The sequence below is a fragment of the Streptomyces griseoloalbus genome (genome assembly GCA_014650015.1).
Taxonomy (GTDB): domain Bacteria; phylum Actinomycetota; class Actinomycetes; order Streptomycetales; family Streptomycetaceae; genus Streptomyces; species Streptomyces griseoloalbus.
This window is the reverse complement of sequence record BMUD01000005.1, coordinates 201,126-216,728: the sequence shown is the minus strand read 5'-3', so window position 1 is coordinate 216,728 and position 15,603 is coordinate 201,126. Positions and strand designations below refer to the sequence as shown.

The following is a 15,603-nucleotide window of genomic DNA, read 5'->3' as shown; positions in this document are numbered from 1 at the left end:
GGCCTTTTTCATTCCGAGACACCTGTCCCGATCCGCGAGACGAGGTCGTCCCAGTAACCGGGCCGCGGCTCCCAGGGTTCGGTACGGCCGCCGTGCCCCGTGTGGTCGGTGAAGTAGATCGTGGCCGCGCCCTGCCAGCGGGCGATGCGCAGGGCCTCGTCCAGGTGCGGCCGGGGCACTCCGTGCACGAAGTGGCAGAAGCGTTCGGGCGGGTGGTCGGCGGTCCACTCCGCCACCTGCGACCAGCGGTAGTCGCTCCACGGGCCGGAGAAGGTGACCAGTTGGTCGGCGTGTTCGGCGTATCCCGGGTACGGGTGGGTGCCGTGGCCGAGGACGATGTGGGCGTCGTCACGGATCGCCTGGAGCGTGGTGACGGTGCGCCGGACCTCGGGGAGTGCGGCGCGGTCGGCGGGACAGCGGTCCAGGAGGAAGCCGTCGACCTGGTACCAGTCGAGGAACCGGTGGGCGTCCGAGATCACCTCGCCGAAGGTCCGCAGGCCGTACGCGGTGTCGAGGTGGCCGAGGACGCGGACACCGGCGTTGCGCAGCCGGCCGGCCGCCTCCAGGCAGCGCGGGTCGGGCCGGCCACCGGGGCCGTCGGCCACGTTGAGCACCACCCAGTGCAGGGGGGTGCCCGGGCGGGTGAGTTCGTTCCACTCGGCGGGGGCGACGAGGGGGTGCGCGAAGCCGGGGATGCCGAAGCCGGTGCGGACGTCTGTGCTCGCCGTGCCGCGTTTGGCACTGGTCAGATGCGGCATGCGGCCTCCATCCAGATGTCGGCCAGGGATTCCTCGAGATTGATCCGGGGGCGCCAGCCGAGCCGGTCGCGGGCGGTGCGCACATCGGCCTGCTGCCAGCTCCCGCAGCCGTCCGGGTACGGGAAGGCCATGGGGCTCGTCGTGTGGTGGTCGGGGTCGGGGCGGGGGTGGCCGATGGTGGGCCTGATGTGGGGGGACTGGGTGGCGTGGGACGCGTGGGTGGCGTGGTGGGGGCCCGCCGTCACGTGGGGTGCGTGGTGCATGCCGGGCGGGCCGTCCAGTTCGGTGAGGGCTCCGCCGTATCCGGCCACCCGGGCGAGGATGCCGGCGGCGTCGCGGAGGCGGACGGCGCGGCCCGAGCCGATGTTGATGACGCCCTGCGCGGCGGAGAGTGAGGCGGCGTGGACGGCGCGGGCCACATCACGGACGTCGACGAAGTCCCGCTGTGCGCCGAGACCGCCGAGCTTCAGCTCACCGTCGCCGGACTGCATGGCGCGGCGCATCGCCTCGGCCAGACGGCCGAGCGGGGAGCCGGCGGGGGTGCCGGGGCCCACGGGTGAGAAGACCCGCAGGACCACGGCGTCCAGGCCGGAGCCGAGGACCAGTTCGGTGGCGGCGAGCTTGCTCACGCCGTACGGACCGCCGGGGCGGGGGACGGCGTCCTCCGCGGTGGAGGAACCGGGCTGGCTGGGGCCGTACTCCGAACTGCAGCCGATCTGCACGAGCCGTGCCCCGCAGCCGCTGCGACGCAGGGCCTCGCAGACGGTGGCGACGGCGACGGTGTTGTGCCGGGTGAGCTCGCGGGCGCCGCCTCTCGTGGCGCCGGCGCAGTTGACCACCACGCCGGGGTGGACGGCGTCGAGGAAGCGGGTGAGGGCGCCGGGGCTGCCGGTGGCGAGGTCGAAGCGGACGTCGGCGTCGTCGCCGCGGCCCAGGGCGGTGAGCTGGACCGCGGGGTCGGCGAGGAGACGGTCGGCCACGAAGCGGCCGAGGTAGCCGTTGGCTCCGATCAGCAGGACTCTCATCGGGCGGCTCCTTCGGGGTGCGGAGCTGCGGGGTGGGTGGTCATGCGGGGGTCTCCTTCGGATGGGTCACCGTGGTTGCTCCGGTGGAATGTGGGCCGAGGCCCGGGTGAGGGTGCGGGAGGCGTGGATCAGGAGGGTCAGGGCCGCCGCACCGCAGGTGAGGGCGGGAAGGGCGGCGGGGTCCCAGGCCGTCAGGGTTTCCACGGGTGCGTCCACAGGGGCGCAGCCGGGGAGGCGGGCCGCGAACACCGTGGCCAGGGCGGTCGCCTGGGCGGCGACGGTGAGGGTGAGGATCACCTTCGGGGCGTGGGTGAAGCCGTGGACGGTGAGGAGGCGGGCCAGGAAGAGGAGGGCGCCCAGGGTGAGCGTTTCCGCGTGGGCTGAGGGCTCGTCCAGGAGGGCGGACGATGCGGTGAGGAGGGTGGCCAGGGCGGTCAGGTACAGGGCGAACGTGCCGAGCAGCACGGGGCGTACGGAGGCGGCGAGGTCCTCCAGCCCACGGCTGGAGCGGAGCCTGCGGCGGGCGTGGACGGTGAAGAGGCGGACGGTCCAGGCCGCCGGCGCGCAGGACAGGGCGAGCGCCAGGACCGGGGCGACGGTGAGCGGCCAGTCTCCTTCGGCGGTGCCGTTGGGCAGGCCGTCCGGGCCGCCCGTGATCGCGGTACCGAGCAGGCCGTTGCCCAGCAGGGCGTATCCGATGAGCCAGCAGGTCCGGGAGGCCGTGGCGGTGCGGGACCGGGTGGGGCCGAGGGAGCTGAGCGGTCCTCGGCGCAGTGCCGCGCGCAGCGCGAGGGTGACGGCGAGGACGCCGGCGACGGCCGCGTAGAGGCCGGTCTGGCCGTGGGTCTGGCGCAGGGCGATCACCGTTGCCGCGCACAGGGCGCCGGGGAGCACGGGGAGAAGGATGAGGGCCGTCCGGTCGGTGCCTGTCCCGGGGGGTGGCTCGGTCGGTGCGGGCTGCGGGGTTTCACCGGCGCGGGGGACTCGGGCGTAAAGCTCCTCCGCGAGGGAGAAGACGTCGCGGTGGCGGAAACGGGCGGCGATGCGGTCGGTGATGCCGTGGGCCTCCAGGCCCGCAGCGATCTCCAGCGGGTCCACCGCCCGTTCGCACAGATCGCGGTGGCGGTGCAGCAGCGCCTTGACCGGGTCGGCCGCGCCCGGCGGAGTGCCGCGGTTCAGTTCGCCGAGGTCGGTCATCGGGCTGTCTCCGTCGCGGGAACCGGGGCGTCCATGGCCCACCCGGGCAGGACGCGGGAGGTGCGGTCGGTCCAGTGGCCGGGGACGTGGGCCTCGGCGGGGGTGGCGAAGGGCAGGGGGTCGCCGGTGGCGTCCAGGAGGAGGCGGTGGACCGGTGTCCGGGCGACGATCTCCAGATAGATGCCGTGGAACGCCGCGATGCTCTGGTCGGCGGTGAACAGTTCGAGTGCTCGGGCGCGCGCGGCGGCGCCGAGGCGCGCGCGGCGCTCGGGGTCGCGCAGCAGGGAGACGCACGCCTCGGCGAGCGCCCGCGGATTGCGCGGCGGTACGACGAGACCGGTGCCGCCGATGGCCTCCACGACCGCGCCGACGTCCGTGGAGACCGTCGCGCGACCGCAGAACATCGCCTCCACCAGGCCGACCGGGAAGCCCTCGACGACGCTGGACGAAACGGTCACGGCACCGCGTCCGTAGGCGTCGGCGGGGGTCGGCAGTTCGGGGCCGCCGAGCTCCTCGAAGGAGACCGGGTTGTCACCGACGGAGTGCGGGCTCTCGGCCTCGTCCGGGAAGAGCTGGGCGGCCAGTGCCCTGCAGTGGCCGAGGTAGGCGGCGCCCTCCGGGCCGCAGGGTCCGCCGATGATCCGCAGTCGGGTCTTCGGCTCCTCCTTGCGGATCTCCGCGAAGGCGTGCAGGAGCGAGACCAGGTCCTTGGCGGGCTGCACGTGGCCGACCCAGACGAGGGTGTGCGGGTCCGCGCTCTCCGGGGCCTCGCCCACCTCCGCGAAGGGCGCGGCGTCCATGCCGGGGTAGACCGTGCGGAGCTTCGCCCGGTCGGCGCCGCAGCGCTCCTGCCAGCGGCGGGCGTGCGTGTTGCCCGGTGTGATGAACGCCGCCCGGCGGTAGATCTCGGCGGCGAGCCTGCCGTGGAAGGCGGCGAGCAGGGCACGGACCGCGGGCGGGGAGTCCGGGCGGGTGAGGTAGTACGTCCGCAGGCGTACGCCGTACTCGGTGACCAGGAGGGGGACGCCGGAGAAGTGGTGGGCGAGCAGACCCGGAAGGGCCGTCACCCCGCCGGCGGCGGCGTGGCAGACGTCGACCGCGCCGAGTCCGTCCTCCTCGTACCAGTCGAGCGAGAGGGGGCGCAGGGCGCGTTCCAGGTGGGCGGCGACGGCCAGCAGATCCGGTACGCGGGCCTCACGCGTGGTGCGCAGGGCGCCGGGCGCACGACAGGCGCGCTCCAGGGCGCGTACGGCCGTCTCGGAGCGGAGCGCGGACTGCAGGCCCCCTTCGTCGCGGGCGAGTTCGGCAAGGCCGTGGAGAGCGGTGGCGAAACGGTCCGCCTCGGCTGACACGCGGGGTGTGCCGGGCCTCGCGGGCCGGCTGTCGGGGGCAAGGGGGTCCGTCGCGGCGCAGAGGACGGCGGCCAGCTCGCCGTAGTGCTCCGAGAAGCGCCGGCGCGCGCGGCGGCCGTACACCACCCCGTCACCCCAGGCCCCCCACAGCGGTGCGGTACGCACCCGGCCGACCTGCGGCGGCAGCGGGACCCAGCCCGCTTGCTCCTGTGCTTCGCTGCTGCTGAACGCGTAGACGTCGAACTCATGGTGGCCGAGTCCGCGCACCAGGCGGTCGCACCAGAGCCAGCCCTCACCGTCCACATACGGATAGCCACCCTCCGTAAGCATTCCGATGCGCACCTGTGCACCCCCGATCTCCCGTATGGGGAGCCGCCGTTGACCCGGCGGCTCGCAGCGGGACGAACGTATGCGGACAAGGCGGTGGCGTGATGGACGGTTGTCCATCACGCCACCAAAAGGGGTGAAGAGGCGTAACTTTCCCGTGCGGGACGCGTTCCGCCGCGCTAGAAGGCCGTCAGTGGGCGCTCAGCCGGTGATCAGCTCTTCGGGAAGGGCCACGGGTTGGGGCGGCAGCTGATTCCGTCGTATTCGAGGAACTTGGTCTGCTGCTGCATCACCGGGGCCAAGTCGCCGTTCTTGTCACAGGTGACATGGTCGTAGCCCAGGCGGTGGCCGATCTCGTGGTTGATCAGCATCTGACGGTAGGCGTGCATCCTGTCGCCGTACGTCTCCGCTCCCTGCGCCCACCGGTACGCGTTGATCATCACGCGTTCGGTCGCCGCGGAGTCGCAGGAGACGTTGTCCACGGTGGTGTCCAGGCCGGACTTGGCGCACCATTCGGCGGTCGTCTCGGGGCCGGCGAGGGTGATCACGAAATCGACCTGGCCGGAGTGGATGCGCTCGAAGGTGCGCGCGCCGTTGTGCGCCCAGCTGCGGTCGTCGTTGAGCGTCCTTTGCACCGCCTCGGCGAAGAGTTCGCCGTCGAGGCCGAGTCCCTGCTCCACGTCCACCCGATAGGTGAACTTCTCGCCCACGCCCGGCGCCTTGTCGATGCCGGGGACCGCGTCGAACTTCCCCGTGCTCGCGCGCGCGGCGCTGAGCGGATACCTCTTGTCCATCTTCTGCTCGTACGTCAGCGGCTCGGCGGAAGGCGCGGAGGGCGTCTCCCGGCCGTCCCCGCGTGAGGCCGCATCCCGGACGTCGCGCGCCTGGTCGTCGGCGGACTGCGCCTGTACGCCGGTGCCGCCGCTCCGGTCGGCGACCTGGCCGGCCACGACGACGGCCAGCACCGTGGTGACGGCTGCGGCCGCGATCCCCGTGAACGCCCGCCCCTTGCCGGCGCGGGCCGGCGCGGGCTCGCCGGTCGGCGGGGCGTTGTCGTCGTCGAGGTCGGAGGGGATGCCGGTGACCGGAGCGGCGTTCCAGTCGGTGACGGCGGCGTGGGGGGCGTCGGTGGGCGCGGAGGCGGGTGGGCGCGGGGTGAAGAGGTCGTCGTCCTCGTCGAAGGCGTCGAGGTAGTCCTGGCGCGGCCCCCGGGGAGGTGCCTGCCGCTGTCGTGGGAGGGGCGCACCCGGCGGCCCGGCCACCGGTGTGCCGTGGCCGGCCCCTGCCCCGGTCGCCGTCCGGCCTGTCAACGTCCCCCAGCCGCCCCCGTGTTCCCGCTGCTCGGGGTGCCCACCGCGGGCTCGGGGCACACCGTGCGCGGGGGTACCGTCCGGCAGCCGGGGAACACCGTCGACCGGGGTCCCGTCGGGGAGCCGGGGAACACCGTGCGCCGGGGTGCCGTCCGGCATGCGCGGGACGCCGTGCGCGGGCGTTCCCTCCGGAAGCCATCCATCCGGGAGCCGCGGAACCCCCTGCACCGGCGTGCCGTCCGGAAACCGGGGCACCCCGTCGGCAGGCGTCCCGTACCCAGGAGTTCCGTGCGCCGGAGTCCCGGGTGAGGTTCGGTAGGGAACCCCGTACCCCTGAGTTCCGCCCGTGGCCTGCCCCGGCTGCTGGGCAGCCCCAGCGGCCTGCCCTCGCGCCGGCGGAGCCGCAGGCATGCGGCGCGGGCCCGGAACGTCGTCCCGCCGGTCGTCCGTGGCGTCGTCCCGGCGGGCCGCGCGGCCGTCCCGTGCCCCGGCTGGCTCTGCGGTGTCGCCCTTCGGGGCGGGTCCGCGGCGGCTGTGGCGTCCCACGTCGCGCCTCAGCCCCTCATGTTCTCGGCGGTGGTCCCTCCACCGGTTTCGGCGGGAGGACCCGGGGCGCCCTGCGCGCCCGGCTCATCAGTATCCCCCTCGGCCGCCGGATCCGTCGCATCCGCGAGGAGTTCACGGAAGGCGAGGGCCACGGTCTCGGGATACTCCATCATCGCCACATGCCCCGCGTCCGGGAGTGTCACCAGCCGCGCGTCCCGGAAGGCGCGCGCCGACCGCTGGGCCATGCGGAAGCCGACGAGCTGGTCCCGGCCGCCGTAGACGAGCAGGGTCGGCGCGAGCACCCGCTCGGCCTGGCGCCACAGTCCCTGCTGGCCACCCAGCATGTACGCGCTGACGAGCCCTCGCGCGGAGCGTGCCATCGCGTCCCAGAAGTACGGCAGTCGCAGCCGCCGCTCCATCTCCTGCACGGCGTTGCGGAACCCTTCCGCCGTCACCCGCGCGGGGTCCCCGTAGCAGAGCTGCATCACGCCACGGACCCGCTGTTCCGCCGTCCACTCCCGGCTGATCCGGGTGAACAGCGATACGACCCCGGGTACCGCCAGCAGTCCCGTCGGGACGGCGGTGCGCTGCACCCGCAGTTCCGGCAGCGCCGGTGACACGAGCGTGAGGGTGCGGACGAGGTCGGGGCGTACGGCGGCGACCCGTGTGGCGACCGCGCCGCCGAGTGAGTTGCCGAACAGGTGCACCGGACCGCGGCCGGCGGCGTCGAGATAGCGGATCACCGCGCGTGCGTGCGCGGTGATGGAGTAGTCGCCGTCGTCCGGGGGTGGGGAGTCGCCGAAGCCGGGCAGGTCCACGGCCTCGCTGGAGACGACGTCGTCCAGCATCGGCATGAGTGCCGACCAGTTCAGCGAGGAACCGCCGAGTCCGTGGACGTAGAGAGCGGGCGGCAGTCCCTCCCGCGCGCCAGGCCTCGACCGCACCGACAGGGTGACCCCGGGCAGTTCCACCGATCTGAGCCGTTCCCCGGCGGCGACCCTGACGGCCGCCGCCTCGGAAAGCGCGCTGGCGGGCGGCACGGACGGCAGCTCGGTCGAAGACATGCGGCAATGTTACGAGACGATCACGTAGTGGTTCATGTGTTCGCCGTCACAGGGGATGCCTGATCCCGCTCCTCGGGGTGCGCACACTGTCACATCCCGGTCGCGGATCGCATAGCGTCCGGATCGGGTGTCTCCTAGGCTCGAAGAAAGGGCACCCGCATGTGGCCCCTGCATTCTCCAGGGACGTTCGTAGGAAGGGAGCCCAGCATGGCCGTAGACCCGACCGACCCCGAGACGTTCGAGGAAGACGAGGACGTTCGCGGGAACCAGGAGTACGACGTCGAGGCGCCCGAGGTCGACGCGGCCGAGCAGCACACGGAGGTGAAGCCCGACCGCGACGACCCGTTGACCGGCGTCGATCCCGACCGTGCCAATGAGGCGGACCTGGTGGAACAGGCCCGGGTCGTCTCCCTCGACGAGGACGACTACCGGTGACGAGGACGCCGGCCGGGGCGTGATCGAGCAGTGAGGAGGCCTTCTTGCCCGCTCTGACACCTTTTGAAACCGTCCGTATGGCTTTCACCGCCGTCCGGTCCGTGAAATTCTGCGTTCTCACCGCGCACACCACGGTTACCGAAAAGTACGATGGCGGCGCGGCTCACACCGCACATGGACGACAATGGGAGGCGGCGTGACAGCCATCGAGCAGACAGAGGCGGTACGCCCGAGGGGTACACGCCTGCCGCGCCGTGCCCGACGGAACCAGTTGCTGGGCGCCGCACAGGAAGTCTTCGTCGCGCAGGGCTACCACGCGGCCGCGATGGACGACATCGCCGAGCGCGCCGGCGTCAGCAAGCCGGTGCTCTACCAGCACTTCCCGGGCAAGCTCGATCTCTATCTCGCCCTGCTGGACCAGCACTGCGAGGCCCTGATCCAGTCGGTGCGCCACGCGCTGGCGTCGACGACGGACAACAAGCACCGCGTCCGGGCGACCATGGACGCCTACTTCGCGTACGTGGAGGACGACGGCGGCGCGTTCCGCCTGGTCTTCGAGTCGGATCTGACGAACGAGCCCGCCGTGCGCGAGCGCGTCGACAAGGTGACCAACGAATGCGCGGAGGCGATCTGCGACGTGATCGCCGAGGACACCGGGCTGTCGCGGGCGGAGTCGATGCTGCTCGCCTCGGGGCTCGGCGGTCTCGCCCAGGTGGTGGCGCGGTCCTGGCTGCACAGCGACCGCAGCGTGCCGCGTGACCAGGCGGTGCAGTTGCTGGCCTCGCTGGCGTGGCGGGGCATCGCCGGATTCCCGCTGCACGGCAACGAACAGCATCACTGAGTACGCGGGCGGGCGCCGGCGGCGGTTTGTTCCCGTCGGCTGTTCGCTCATGGCGTGGCCGGGCGCAGCGTGCACGTCCCTGCACCGGGCTAATGTGTGCTGGTACGGCGCGGAAGGTCGCGCACTTCACTGACCGTCGGAGGGACATAGCCGTGGAGGTCAAGATCGGCGTGCAGCACGCGCCCCGCGAGATCGTTCTGGAGAGCGGTCAGAGCGCCGAGGAGGTCGAGCGCGTGGTGGCCGAGGCGCTGGCCGGGAAGTCGCAGCTGCTGAGCCTCGTGGACGAGCACGGCCGCAAGATCCTGGTCCCGGCCGACCGTCTCGCGTACATCGAGATCGGCGAGCCGGCCCCGCGCAAGGTGGGCTTCGGCGCGCTGTAGGCGACGACCGGCAGTCGTGGAAGGGCCCGGCGGTTCGACACCGCCGGGCCCTCCCGCGTTCCGGCGTCAGCGGCGGCGCCGTTCCGGCCGTCAGCGGCCCTGCCCTCGCGCTCGCTCGGCGGTGCGCCGTCCCCGTGGTCCGAGGGTGTGCCGTCCCGGTCGTTCGGGAGTGTGCCGTCCCCGCGGTCCGGCGGTGCGCCGTCCCGTTCGTACGTGCGTGCGCCCTCACGGATGGAGCACAGGTGCTTCACGGATGAGGATTGGATTCCGCAGGTCAGGGGTAGGACGGGCTAGGAACGATGTGAGCAGGCCGGCCATGTGGGAGGGACCCCGACATGCTCTTGGAAGCGCTCAGCTCCGCGATCCTCGGCCTGGCTCTGGGGTGGGCGGCCAGCCACCGTCTGCCGCACCGTCTTCCCGCCCGCGCCCTGGTCCTGCCGACCGGTGTGGCCGGAGCGCTGTTCGGCGCCTTCCTCATCACCACGGCGCTGGACGCCGGCAATCTGCTCACGATGCTGCTCGGCGCGGTGATCGTGTCCGTGGCGTCCCTGTCGCTGCTGCTGCGCCCGGCGGGAAGACTGCGCCGCCGGTCGGCGACCGCCTGACCGGGCGCCGACGGTGGCGCCGGGGGTGAACCGGCCCCGAGGGGTTCTCAGGCCGCCAGTCCCAGTGCCGCCATGCGCTTGGTGTGCGCCTCGGTGATCCGGGAGAACATCTTGCCGACCTCGGCGAGATCGAACCCGTCCGCGACCCCACCCACCAGCATCGTCGACAGCGCGTCCCGGTCGGCGACCACCCGCTGGGACTGCGACAGTGCCTCGCCCATCAGCCGCCGCGCCCACAGCGCGAGCCGCCCGCCCACCCGCGGGTCCGCGTCGATCGCGGCGCGCACCTTCTCCACGGCGAAACCGCCGTGACCCGTGTCGTCGAGCACCGCCACCACCAGGGCGCGGCTGTCGGAGTCCAGGCGGGCCGCGACCTCCCGGTAGAAGTCGCTGGCGATGGAGTCGCCGACGTACGCCTTGACCAGACCCTCCAGCCAGTCGGAGGGCGCCGTCTGCTTGTGGAAGCCGTCGTACGCGGCGACGAACGGCTCCATCGCGTGCGTCGGCTCCTCGCCGATCTCGGCGAGCCGGTCACGCAGCCGCTCGAAGTGGTGGAACTCGGCCGAGGCCATCTTCGCCAGCTCCGCCTTGTCCGCCAGCGTGGGCGCCAGCTTGGCGTCCTCCGCGAGCCGCTCGAACGCCGCCAGTTCCCCGTACGCGAGCGCGCCGAGCAGATCCACGACAGCGGCGCGGTACTGGGGGTCGGCGGAAGCGGCCGCCCAGTCCATGGCGGCGACGCCGGTGTGCCCGGTGGTGGTCTCGGTGCTGGCCGCGGCGTTGTCAGGCTTGTCGGAGCTCGTCATGAAGCGCACAATATCCCGCTTGCCCCGCGCCGGAAGGCCCTGGCCAATCAGTGTGACGACGACTACGTGACCAAATCGGCCATGGCGTGTGCGCGAATCCAGGGTATGGTGGTAATGCGCCTGCTGAGCACTCTGACGTACTCGACAGGCCGTATGTATGAGGATGCCCGGTCGGTGGCCCGATCGGCTCCGACCCGACAGCCCTCCCTGCCGTACGCCACGCTGCGTACGGAATCCGGAGGGGGAACCTCAGCGGTACGAGCGCTAGAGCGTCGGCAGTGGTCCCGTGTCCTACGGCCCCGCCCGTAAGGCAGCCGACGTCCCCGGCACGGTCCCTACACGACCCCCGCGCTCGCCTCGCACCGCGCACACAGAAGAGGCAGCACCCTGACTACGACGTTCCGAGAGCTCGGGATCCTCCCCGAGACCGCCGAGGCCCTGGAGGCCGTCGGCATCATCACCCCCTTCCCCATCCAGGAGATGACGCTCCCCGTGGCCCTGACGGGCACGGACGTCATCGGCCAGGCCAAGACCGGCACCGGAAAGACGCTCGGCTTCGGCCTTCCGCTCCTCGAGCGCGTCACCGTCCCCGCGGACGTCGAGGCGGGCCGTGCGAAGCCCGAGGACCTCACCGACACCCCGCAGGCGCTCGTCGTCGTCCCCACGCGTGAGCTGTGCACACAGGTCACCAACGACCTGCTGACCGCCGGCAAGGTGCGCAATGTGCGCGTCACCGCGATCTACGGCGGCCGCGCCTACGAGCCGCAGGTCGAGGCGCTGAAGAAGGGCGTCGACGTGATCGTCGGCACCCCGGGCCGACTGCTCGACCTCGCCGGGCAGAAGAAGCTGAACCTGAAGGATGTGAAGGCCCTCGTCCTCGACGAGGCCGACGAGATGCTCGACCTGGGCTTCCTGCCCGACGTCGAGAAGATCATCAACCTGCTGCCGGCCAAGCGTCAGACCATGCTGTTCTCGGCCACCATGCCGGGCGCGGTCATCGGTCTGGCCCGCCGTTACATGTCCCAGCCCACGCACATCCGCGCCACCGCGCCGGACGACGAGGGCGCGACGGTCGCGAACACCACGCAGTTCATCTACCGCGCGCACAACATGGACAAGCCCGAGATGGTCGCGCGGATACTGCAGGCCGACGGCCGGGGACTGGTCATGGTCTTCTGCCGCACCAAGCGCACCGCCGCCGACCTCGCCGACCAGCTCAAGCAGCGCGGCTTCGCCTCCGGCGCGGTCCACGGCGACCTCGGCCAGGGCGCCCGCGAGCAGGCGCTGCGCGCGTTCCGCAACGGCAAGGTGGACGTGCTCGTCTGCACCGACGTCGCCGCCCGCGGCATCGACGTCGAGGGCGTGACGCACGTCATCAACTACCAGTCGCCGGAAGAGGAGAAGACGTATCTGCACCGCATCGGCCGTACCGGCCGCGCGGGCGCGAAGGGTACGGCGATCACGCTGGTCGACTGGGACGACATCCCGCGCTGGCAGCTGATCAACAAGGCGCTGGACCTGGGCTTCAACGACCCGCCGGAGACGTACTCCACCTCCCCGCACTTCTACACCGACCTCGGCATCCCCGAGGGCACGAAGGGCGTCCTGCCCCGCTCGGAGCGCACGCGCGCCGGGCTGGACGCGGAGGAGCTGGAGGACCTGGGCGAGCCGGGCGGCCGTGGACCGCGCGGGCGCGGCGGCCGGGGCGGGCGCGGTGACGCCCGTCCGGCCGAGTCGGAGACCTCGACCCGTACGCCGCGACGCCGCCGTCGTACGCGTGGCGGTACGCCGCTGGACGAGACGGCGCAGCAGCCCGTGAGCCCGGTCGCGGAAGGCACCGACGGTGCGGAGGCCGGCACGGTCACCGCACGCACCCCGCGCCGTCGTCGCCGTATGCGCGGCGGCGTCCCGTCCGGGACGACGCCGGCCGCGGCGACCGCGGTGGAGCCGGCGCAGTCGGCGGAGGCGGCCGTCGACACGGCCGAGGGCACGTCCGGGGACGCCCCCGAGAAGCCCCGTCGTCGCCGCACCCGCAAGACGGCCGAGACGGCAGCCGTGGAAACGGCGCCTGTCGTCACGCCGCCGGTCGAGGAGCCCGCTGCGGCCCCGGTGGTGACGGACGCCCCGGTGGTGACGGAAACCGAGGCTCCGGCAGCCGAGTCCCGCCGCACCCGCACCCGCACCCGCAAGACCGCGGCGGAGGCCGAGACGGCCGTCGACACGGCCGAGGGGAGCGCCGAGCCGGTCGAGGCGGCGGAGGCCAAGCCGCGCCGTACGCGCAAGGCCACGGCCAAGAAGGCCGAAGCCGCCGTCGACACCGCCGAGGCCACCGAGGCCGCCGAGGCGAAGCCGCGCCGCACCCGCAAGACCGCGGCCACCGAGGCAGCCGACAGCGCCGACACCGCGGAAGCCGCCGAGGCCAAGCCCCGCCGCCGCACCCGCAAGGCCGCCGAGGCGGACCCGGCCGTCGCCGTCGAGATCCCGGCGCAGACGGTCACGGAGCCGGAGGCGGCGGAGGCCAAGCCGCGCCGTACGCGCAAGGCCACGGCCAAGAAGGCCGAAGCCGCCGTCGACACGGCCGAGGCCACCGAGGCGAAGCCGCGCCGCACCCGCAAGACCGCGGCCACCGCCACCGCCACGGAGGCAGCCGACACCGCGGAAGCCGCCGAGGCCAAGCCCCGGCGCCGCACCCGCAAGGCCGCCGAGGCCGCCGGGATCCCGGCGCAGGCCGCACAGGAGCCGGAGGGCGCGGAGGCCAAGCCGCGCCGCGCCCGCAAGGCCGCCGCGGCCGCGCAGGAGCCGGACGCCACGGCAGAGGCGAAGCCGCGACGGACCCGGAAGACGGCGGCCGCCGCGGAGCCCGCGGAAGGCTGACGCATCGAAACCGACGGCCCGGTCCCACACCCGTGGGGCCGGGCCGTCGGCGTATCCGAACCCGCTACTCTCACCCCGTGACCAGCGACTCCTCCCCCGCCCCGCGCCTCGGCGCCCGCGCCCACCGACTCCGCACCCCGCGCGGGGAGTTCGCCGTCGTGGACGTGCCGCCGGCCGCCGGCGTTCCGGTGAGGGGGACCGCGTTGCTGCTGCCCGGGTACACGGGCAGCAAGGAGGACTTCGCCCTGGTGCACGAGCCGCTCGCCGCGCGCGGGTATCGCACGGTCGCCGTGGACGGGCGGGGTCAGTACCAATCGGACGGGCCCACCGACGACGAATCCGCCTACGCTCAGGTCGAGTTGGCGCAGGACGTGCTCGCGCAGGCCTCCGTGCTCGGTACGCCGGTACATCTCGTCGGACACTCGCTCGGCGGCCAGATCGCCCGTGCCGCCGCCCTCCTGGACCACTCGCCCTTCCGCTCGCTCACGCTCGTCTCCTCCGGCCCCGCACGGATCTCCGTCCCCCAGGAACAGCGGGTGAAGCTGCTGCGGGACGCGCTCGCGGTGATGTCGATGGCGGAGTGCTGGGAGGTGATCCTGGCCATGGGGCCGCCGGAGGAGGTGGGCGGGCCGGCCCGCGGGATAGGCGGTCAGGAGTGGCTGCGGCGCCGCTGGCTCGGCACCCGGCCCGCGCAACTGCTCGCCACGGGCCGACAGTTGTGCGTCGAGCCGGACCGGGTCGCCGAACTGTCCGCCGTACCGCTGCCGTTCCACGTCCTGTCGGGCGTACGGGACGACACCTGGCCGGTGCCGGACCTCGACAAGATGGCGCTGCGGCTGAAGGCGCATCGCACCGTCATCGAAGGGGCCGAGCACTCACCGACCATCGACCGGCCCGAGCCGACCGCCCGCGCCCTCGCCGACTTCTGGGACGACCACCAACCCGACCGTCGCGATCGTCGCGATCGCTAATACTGCGTCTGCAGGTGGTCCCAGAAGCCGTCGCGCAGGGCGCGTCGCAGATCCGCCTGGCCGCGCAGGGAGTACTGCAGCAGGCCCTCCGCCTCCACCAGCAGGTCCTGGTCGACCGAGCCGGGCAGATAGGGATGACCGGGGAGCAGTTCCACCAGGGTGTCCCGGCCGCGCGCGACCAGCCACTTCGCGGCGATCTGCGCACCGACGAACCGGACGTCCTCGCGCGTGGGCCGACCCGTCGTGGCCTCGTACGTCTGTGCCGCGCGCCGGGAGACATACGGCTTGAAGAAGTCCAGGTCGAGGGTGCGCTGGCTGTCGACCTCCCAGAGCAGCGGCTCGGCCTGGTTGCGGCCCTCGGGTGCCTCGATGCCCCAGAGGTGGACCCGGGCGCCGTACCCCTGTGCCGCCTCGACCGCCGAGACGAGGTCCTCGTCGCCGCCGAGCAGGGCCGCGTCGCTGATGGAGCGGTGCCGGGCCAGTGACTCCAGGTCGGTGCGGATCAGGGAGTCGACGCCCTTCTGCTGGTTGTTGGCGTTGAGGTTGCCGAGGCGGACCTTGACGTCCGGGAGTTCGGCGATGGTCTGCTGCTCGGCGGTGTGGATGCGGCGCCTGGCACCGTCGTACCAGTAGACCCGCAACAGCCTGCTGTCCGCGAAGACGGTGCGGGCCCGGTCGATGAGCGCGTCGATGAGTCCCTCGGCGTCGAGGTCGAAGGCCCGGCGGTCCTCCGTCCCGGCCACCAGGCGCCCCGCGGCGGCGTACAGATAGCCGGCGTCGACGAAGATCGCATGCGTCGAGGGCGTCTTCGCCACCTCGGCGAGCATGCGCTGGAGCAGCTCGTTCGTGCGGTCGATACGGGCGTGCAGAGCCGCGAGGTCTTCGTTCATCAGCTCCATTGTCCCGGTGGTCACACTACGAACACAACCGGTCTCGGTCGGTCTCCTTCGAAACACTTACCGGTCAGTATTTAGTAGATCGAATATTTTCCTTAGCGTAGGGAATGTTTGCATCGCACAGGCCGTTGAACCCGTCATGGCACACAGGCACCGACTGGCCCGTGTGCCCTCCACCCAGTAGTTCTCCTTCAGGAGGATGACCAGACGAAGGGAGAA

14 protein-coding genes are annotated in these 15,603 nt (G+C 72.7%); 6 read left to right on the top strand and 8 right to left on the bottom strand.

Going from position 1 to position 15,603, the window contains the following annotated elements:
- Positions 1-8: 8 nt before the first annotated feature.
- The 6 genes from IE178_RS09955 to IE178_RS09930 all read right to left on the bottom strand — a co-directional run bounded on the left by IE178_RS09955 (position 9) and on the right by IE178_RS09930 (position 7,579).
- Complete coding sequence (locus tag IE178_RS09955; RefSeq protein ID WP_193511990.1) at positions 9-758, bottom strand: spherulation-specific family 4 protein; 750 nt, start codon at positions 756-758, stop codon at positions 9-11.
- A complete protein-coding gene (locus tag IE178_RS09950; protein ID WP_193511989.1) occupies positions 746-1,783 on the bottom strand; it encodes an SDR family oxidoreductase in 1,038 nt (345 codons plus the stop codon). The genes IE178_RS09955 and IE178_RS09950 overlap by 13 nt, the downstream gene beginning before the upstream one ends.
- Before the next feature lie 66 nt (positions 1,784-1,849).
- Positions 1,850-2,980, bottom strand: coding sequence for a hypothetical protein (locus IE178_RS09945; protein ID WP_193511988.1), 1,131 nt, complete (start codon positions 2,978-2,980; stop codon positions 1,850-1,852).
- Positions 2,977-4,662: a DUF3492 domain-containing protein gene (locus tag IE178_RS09940; RefSeq protein ID WP_318279947.1), complete on the bottom strand. Its 1,686-nt coding sequence runs from the start codon at positions 4,660-4,662 to the stop codon at positions 2,977-2,979. The genes IE178_RS09945 and IE178_RS09940 overlap by 4 nt, the downstream gene beginning before the upstream one ends.
- 209 nt (positions 4,663-4,871) lie before the next feature.
- A complete protein-coding gene (locus IE178_RS09935) occupies positions 4,872-6,515 on the bottom strand; it encodes a DUF3152 domain-containing protein (RefSeq protein ID WP_193511986.1) in 1,644 nt (547 codons plus the stop codon).
- Positions 6,516-6,523: 8 nt separating this feature from the next.
- Positions 6,524-7,579 carry an alpha/beta fold hydrolase gene (locus IE178_RS09930; protein WP_184764703.1) on the bottom strand — a complete coding sequence of 352 codons (1,056 nt, stop codon included), beginning with the start codon at positions 7,577-7,579 and terminating at the stop codon, positions 6,524-6,526.
- A 207-nt stretch (positions 7,580-7,786) separates the two neighbouring features.
- Here IE178_RS09930 and IE178_RS09925 point away from each other — a divergent pair, with 207 nt between their 5' ends.
- From IE178_RS09925 to IE178_RS09910, 4 genes are all read left to right on the top strand, one after another.
- Positions 7,787-8,014, top strand: coding sequence for an Rv3202a family protein (locus IE178_RS09925; protein ID WP_184764704.1), 228 nt, complete (start codon positions 7,787-7,789; stop codon positions 8,012-8,014).
- A 196-nt stretch (positions 8,015-8,210) separates the two neighbouring features.
- Positions 8,211-8,855: a TetR/AcrR family transcriptional regulator gene (locus tag IE178_RS09920; RefSeq protein ID WP_184764705.1), complete on the top strand. Its 645-nt coding sequence runs from the start codon at positions 8,211-8,213 to the stop codon at positions 8,853-8,855.
- 152 nt (positions 8,856-9,007) lie between these two features.
- Positions 9,008-9,235 carry a DUF3107 domain-containing protein gene (locus tag IE178_RS09915; protein WP_030220063.1) on the top strand — a complete coding sequence of 76 codons (228 nt, stop codon included), beginning with the start codon at positions 9,008-9,010 and terminating at the stop codon, positions 9,233-9,235.
- A 335-nt stretch (positions 9,236-9,570) separates the two neighbouring features.
- Positions 9,571-9,840, top strand: a complete 270-nt coding sequence (locus tag IE178_RS09910) for a hypothetical protein (RefSeq protein ID WP_193511985.1) — start codon at positions 9,571-9,573, stop codon at positions 9,838-9,840.
- Between the two features lie 47 nt (positions 9,841-9,887).
- Here the strand turns inward: IE178_RS09910 and IE178_RS09905 are convergent, their stop codons facing one another.
- Complete coding sequence (locus tag IE178_RS09905; protein WP_184764707.1) at positions 9,888-10,643, bottom strand: ferritin-like domain-containing protein; 756 nt, start codon at positions 10,641-10,643, stop codon at positions 9,888-9,890.
- Positions 10,644-11,123: 480 nt separating this feature from the next.
- Between IE178_RS09905 and IE178_RS09900 the strand changes: the two genes are divergently transcribed.
- Positions 11,124-13,517, top strand: a complete 2,394-nt coding sequence (locus IE178_RS09900) for a DEAD/DEAH box helicase (RefSeq protein WP_193511984.1) — start codon at positions 11,124-11,126, stop codon at positions 13,515-13,517.
- Positions 13,518-13,594: 77 nt separating this feature from the next.
- Positions 13,595-14,488 carry an alpha/beta fold hydrolase gene (locus IE178_RS09895; protein WP_193511983.1) on the top strand — a complete coding sequence of 298 codons (894 nt, stop codon included), beginning with the start codon at positions 13,595-13,597 and terminating at the stop codon, positions 14,486-14,488.
- On the opposite strand, the gene IE178_RS09890 is transcribed toward IE178_RS09895, so the two are convergent.
- Entirely contained in the window at positions 14,485-15,378 is an 894-nt protein-coding gene (locus tag IE178_RS09890) for an NYN domain-containing protein (protein ID WP_193511982.1), read from the bottom strand. The genes IE178_RS09895 and IE178_RS09890 overlap by 4 nt on opposite strands.
- Between the last annotated feature and the right edge of the window lie 225 nt (positions 15,379-15,603).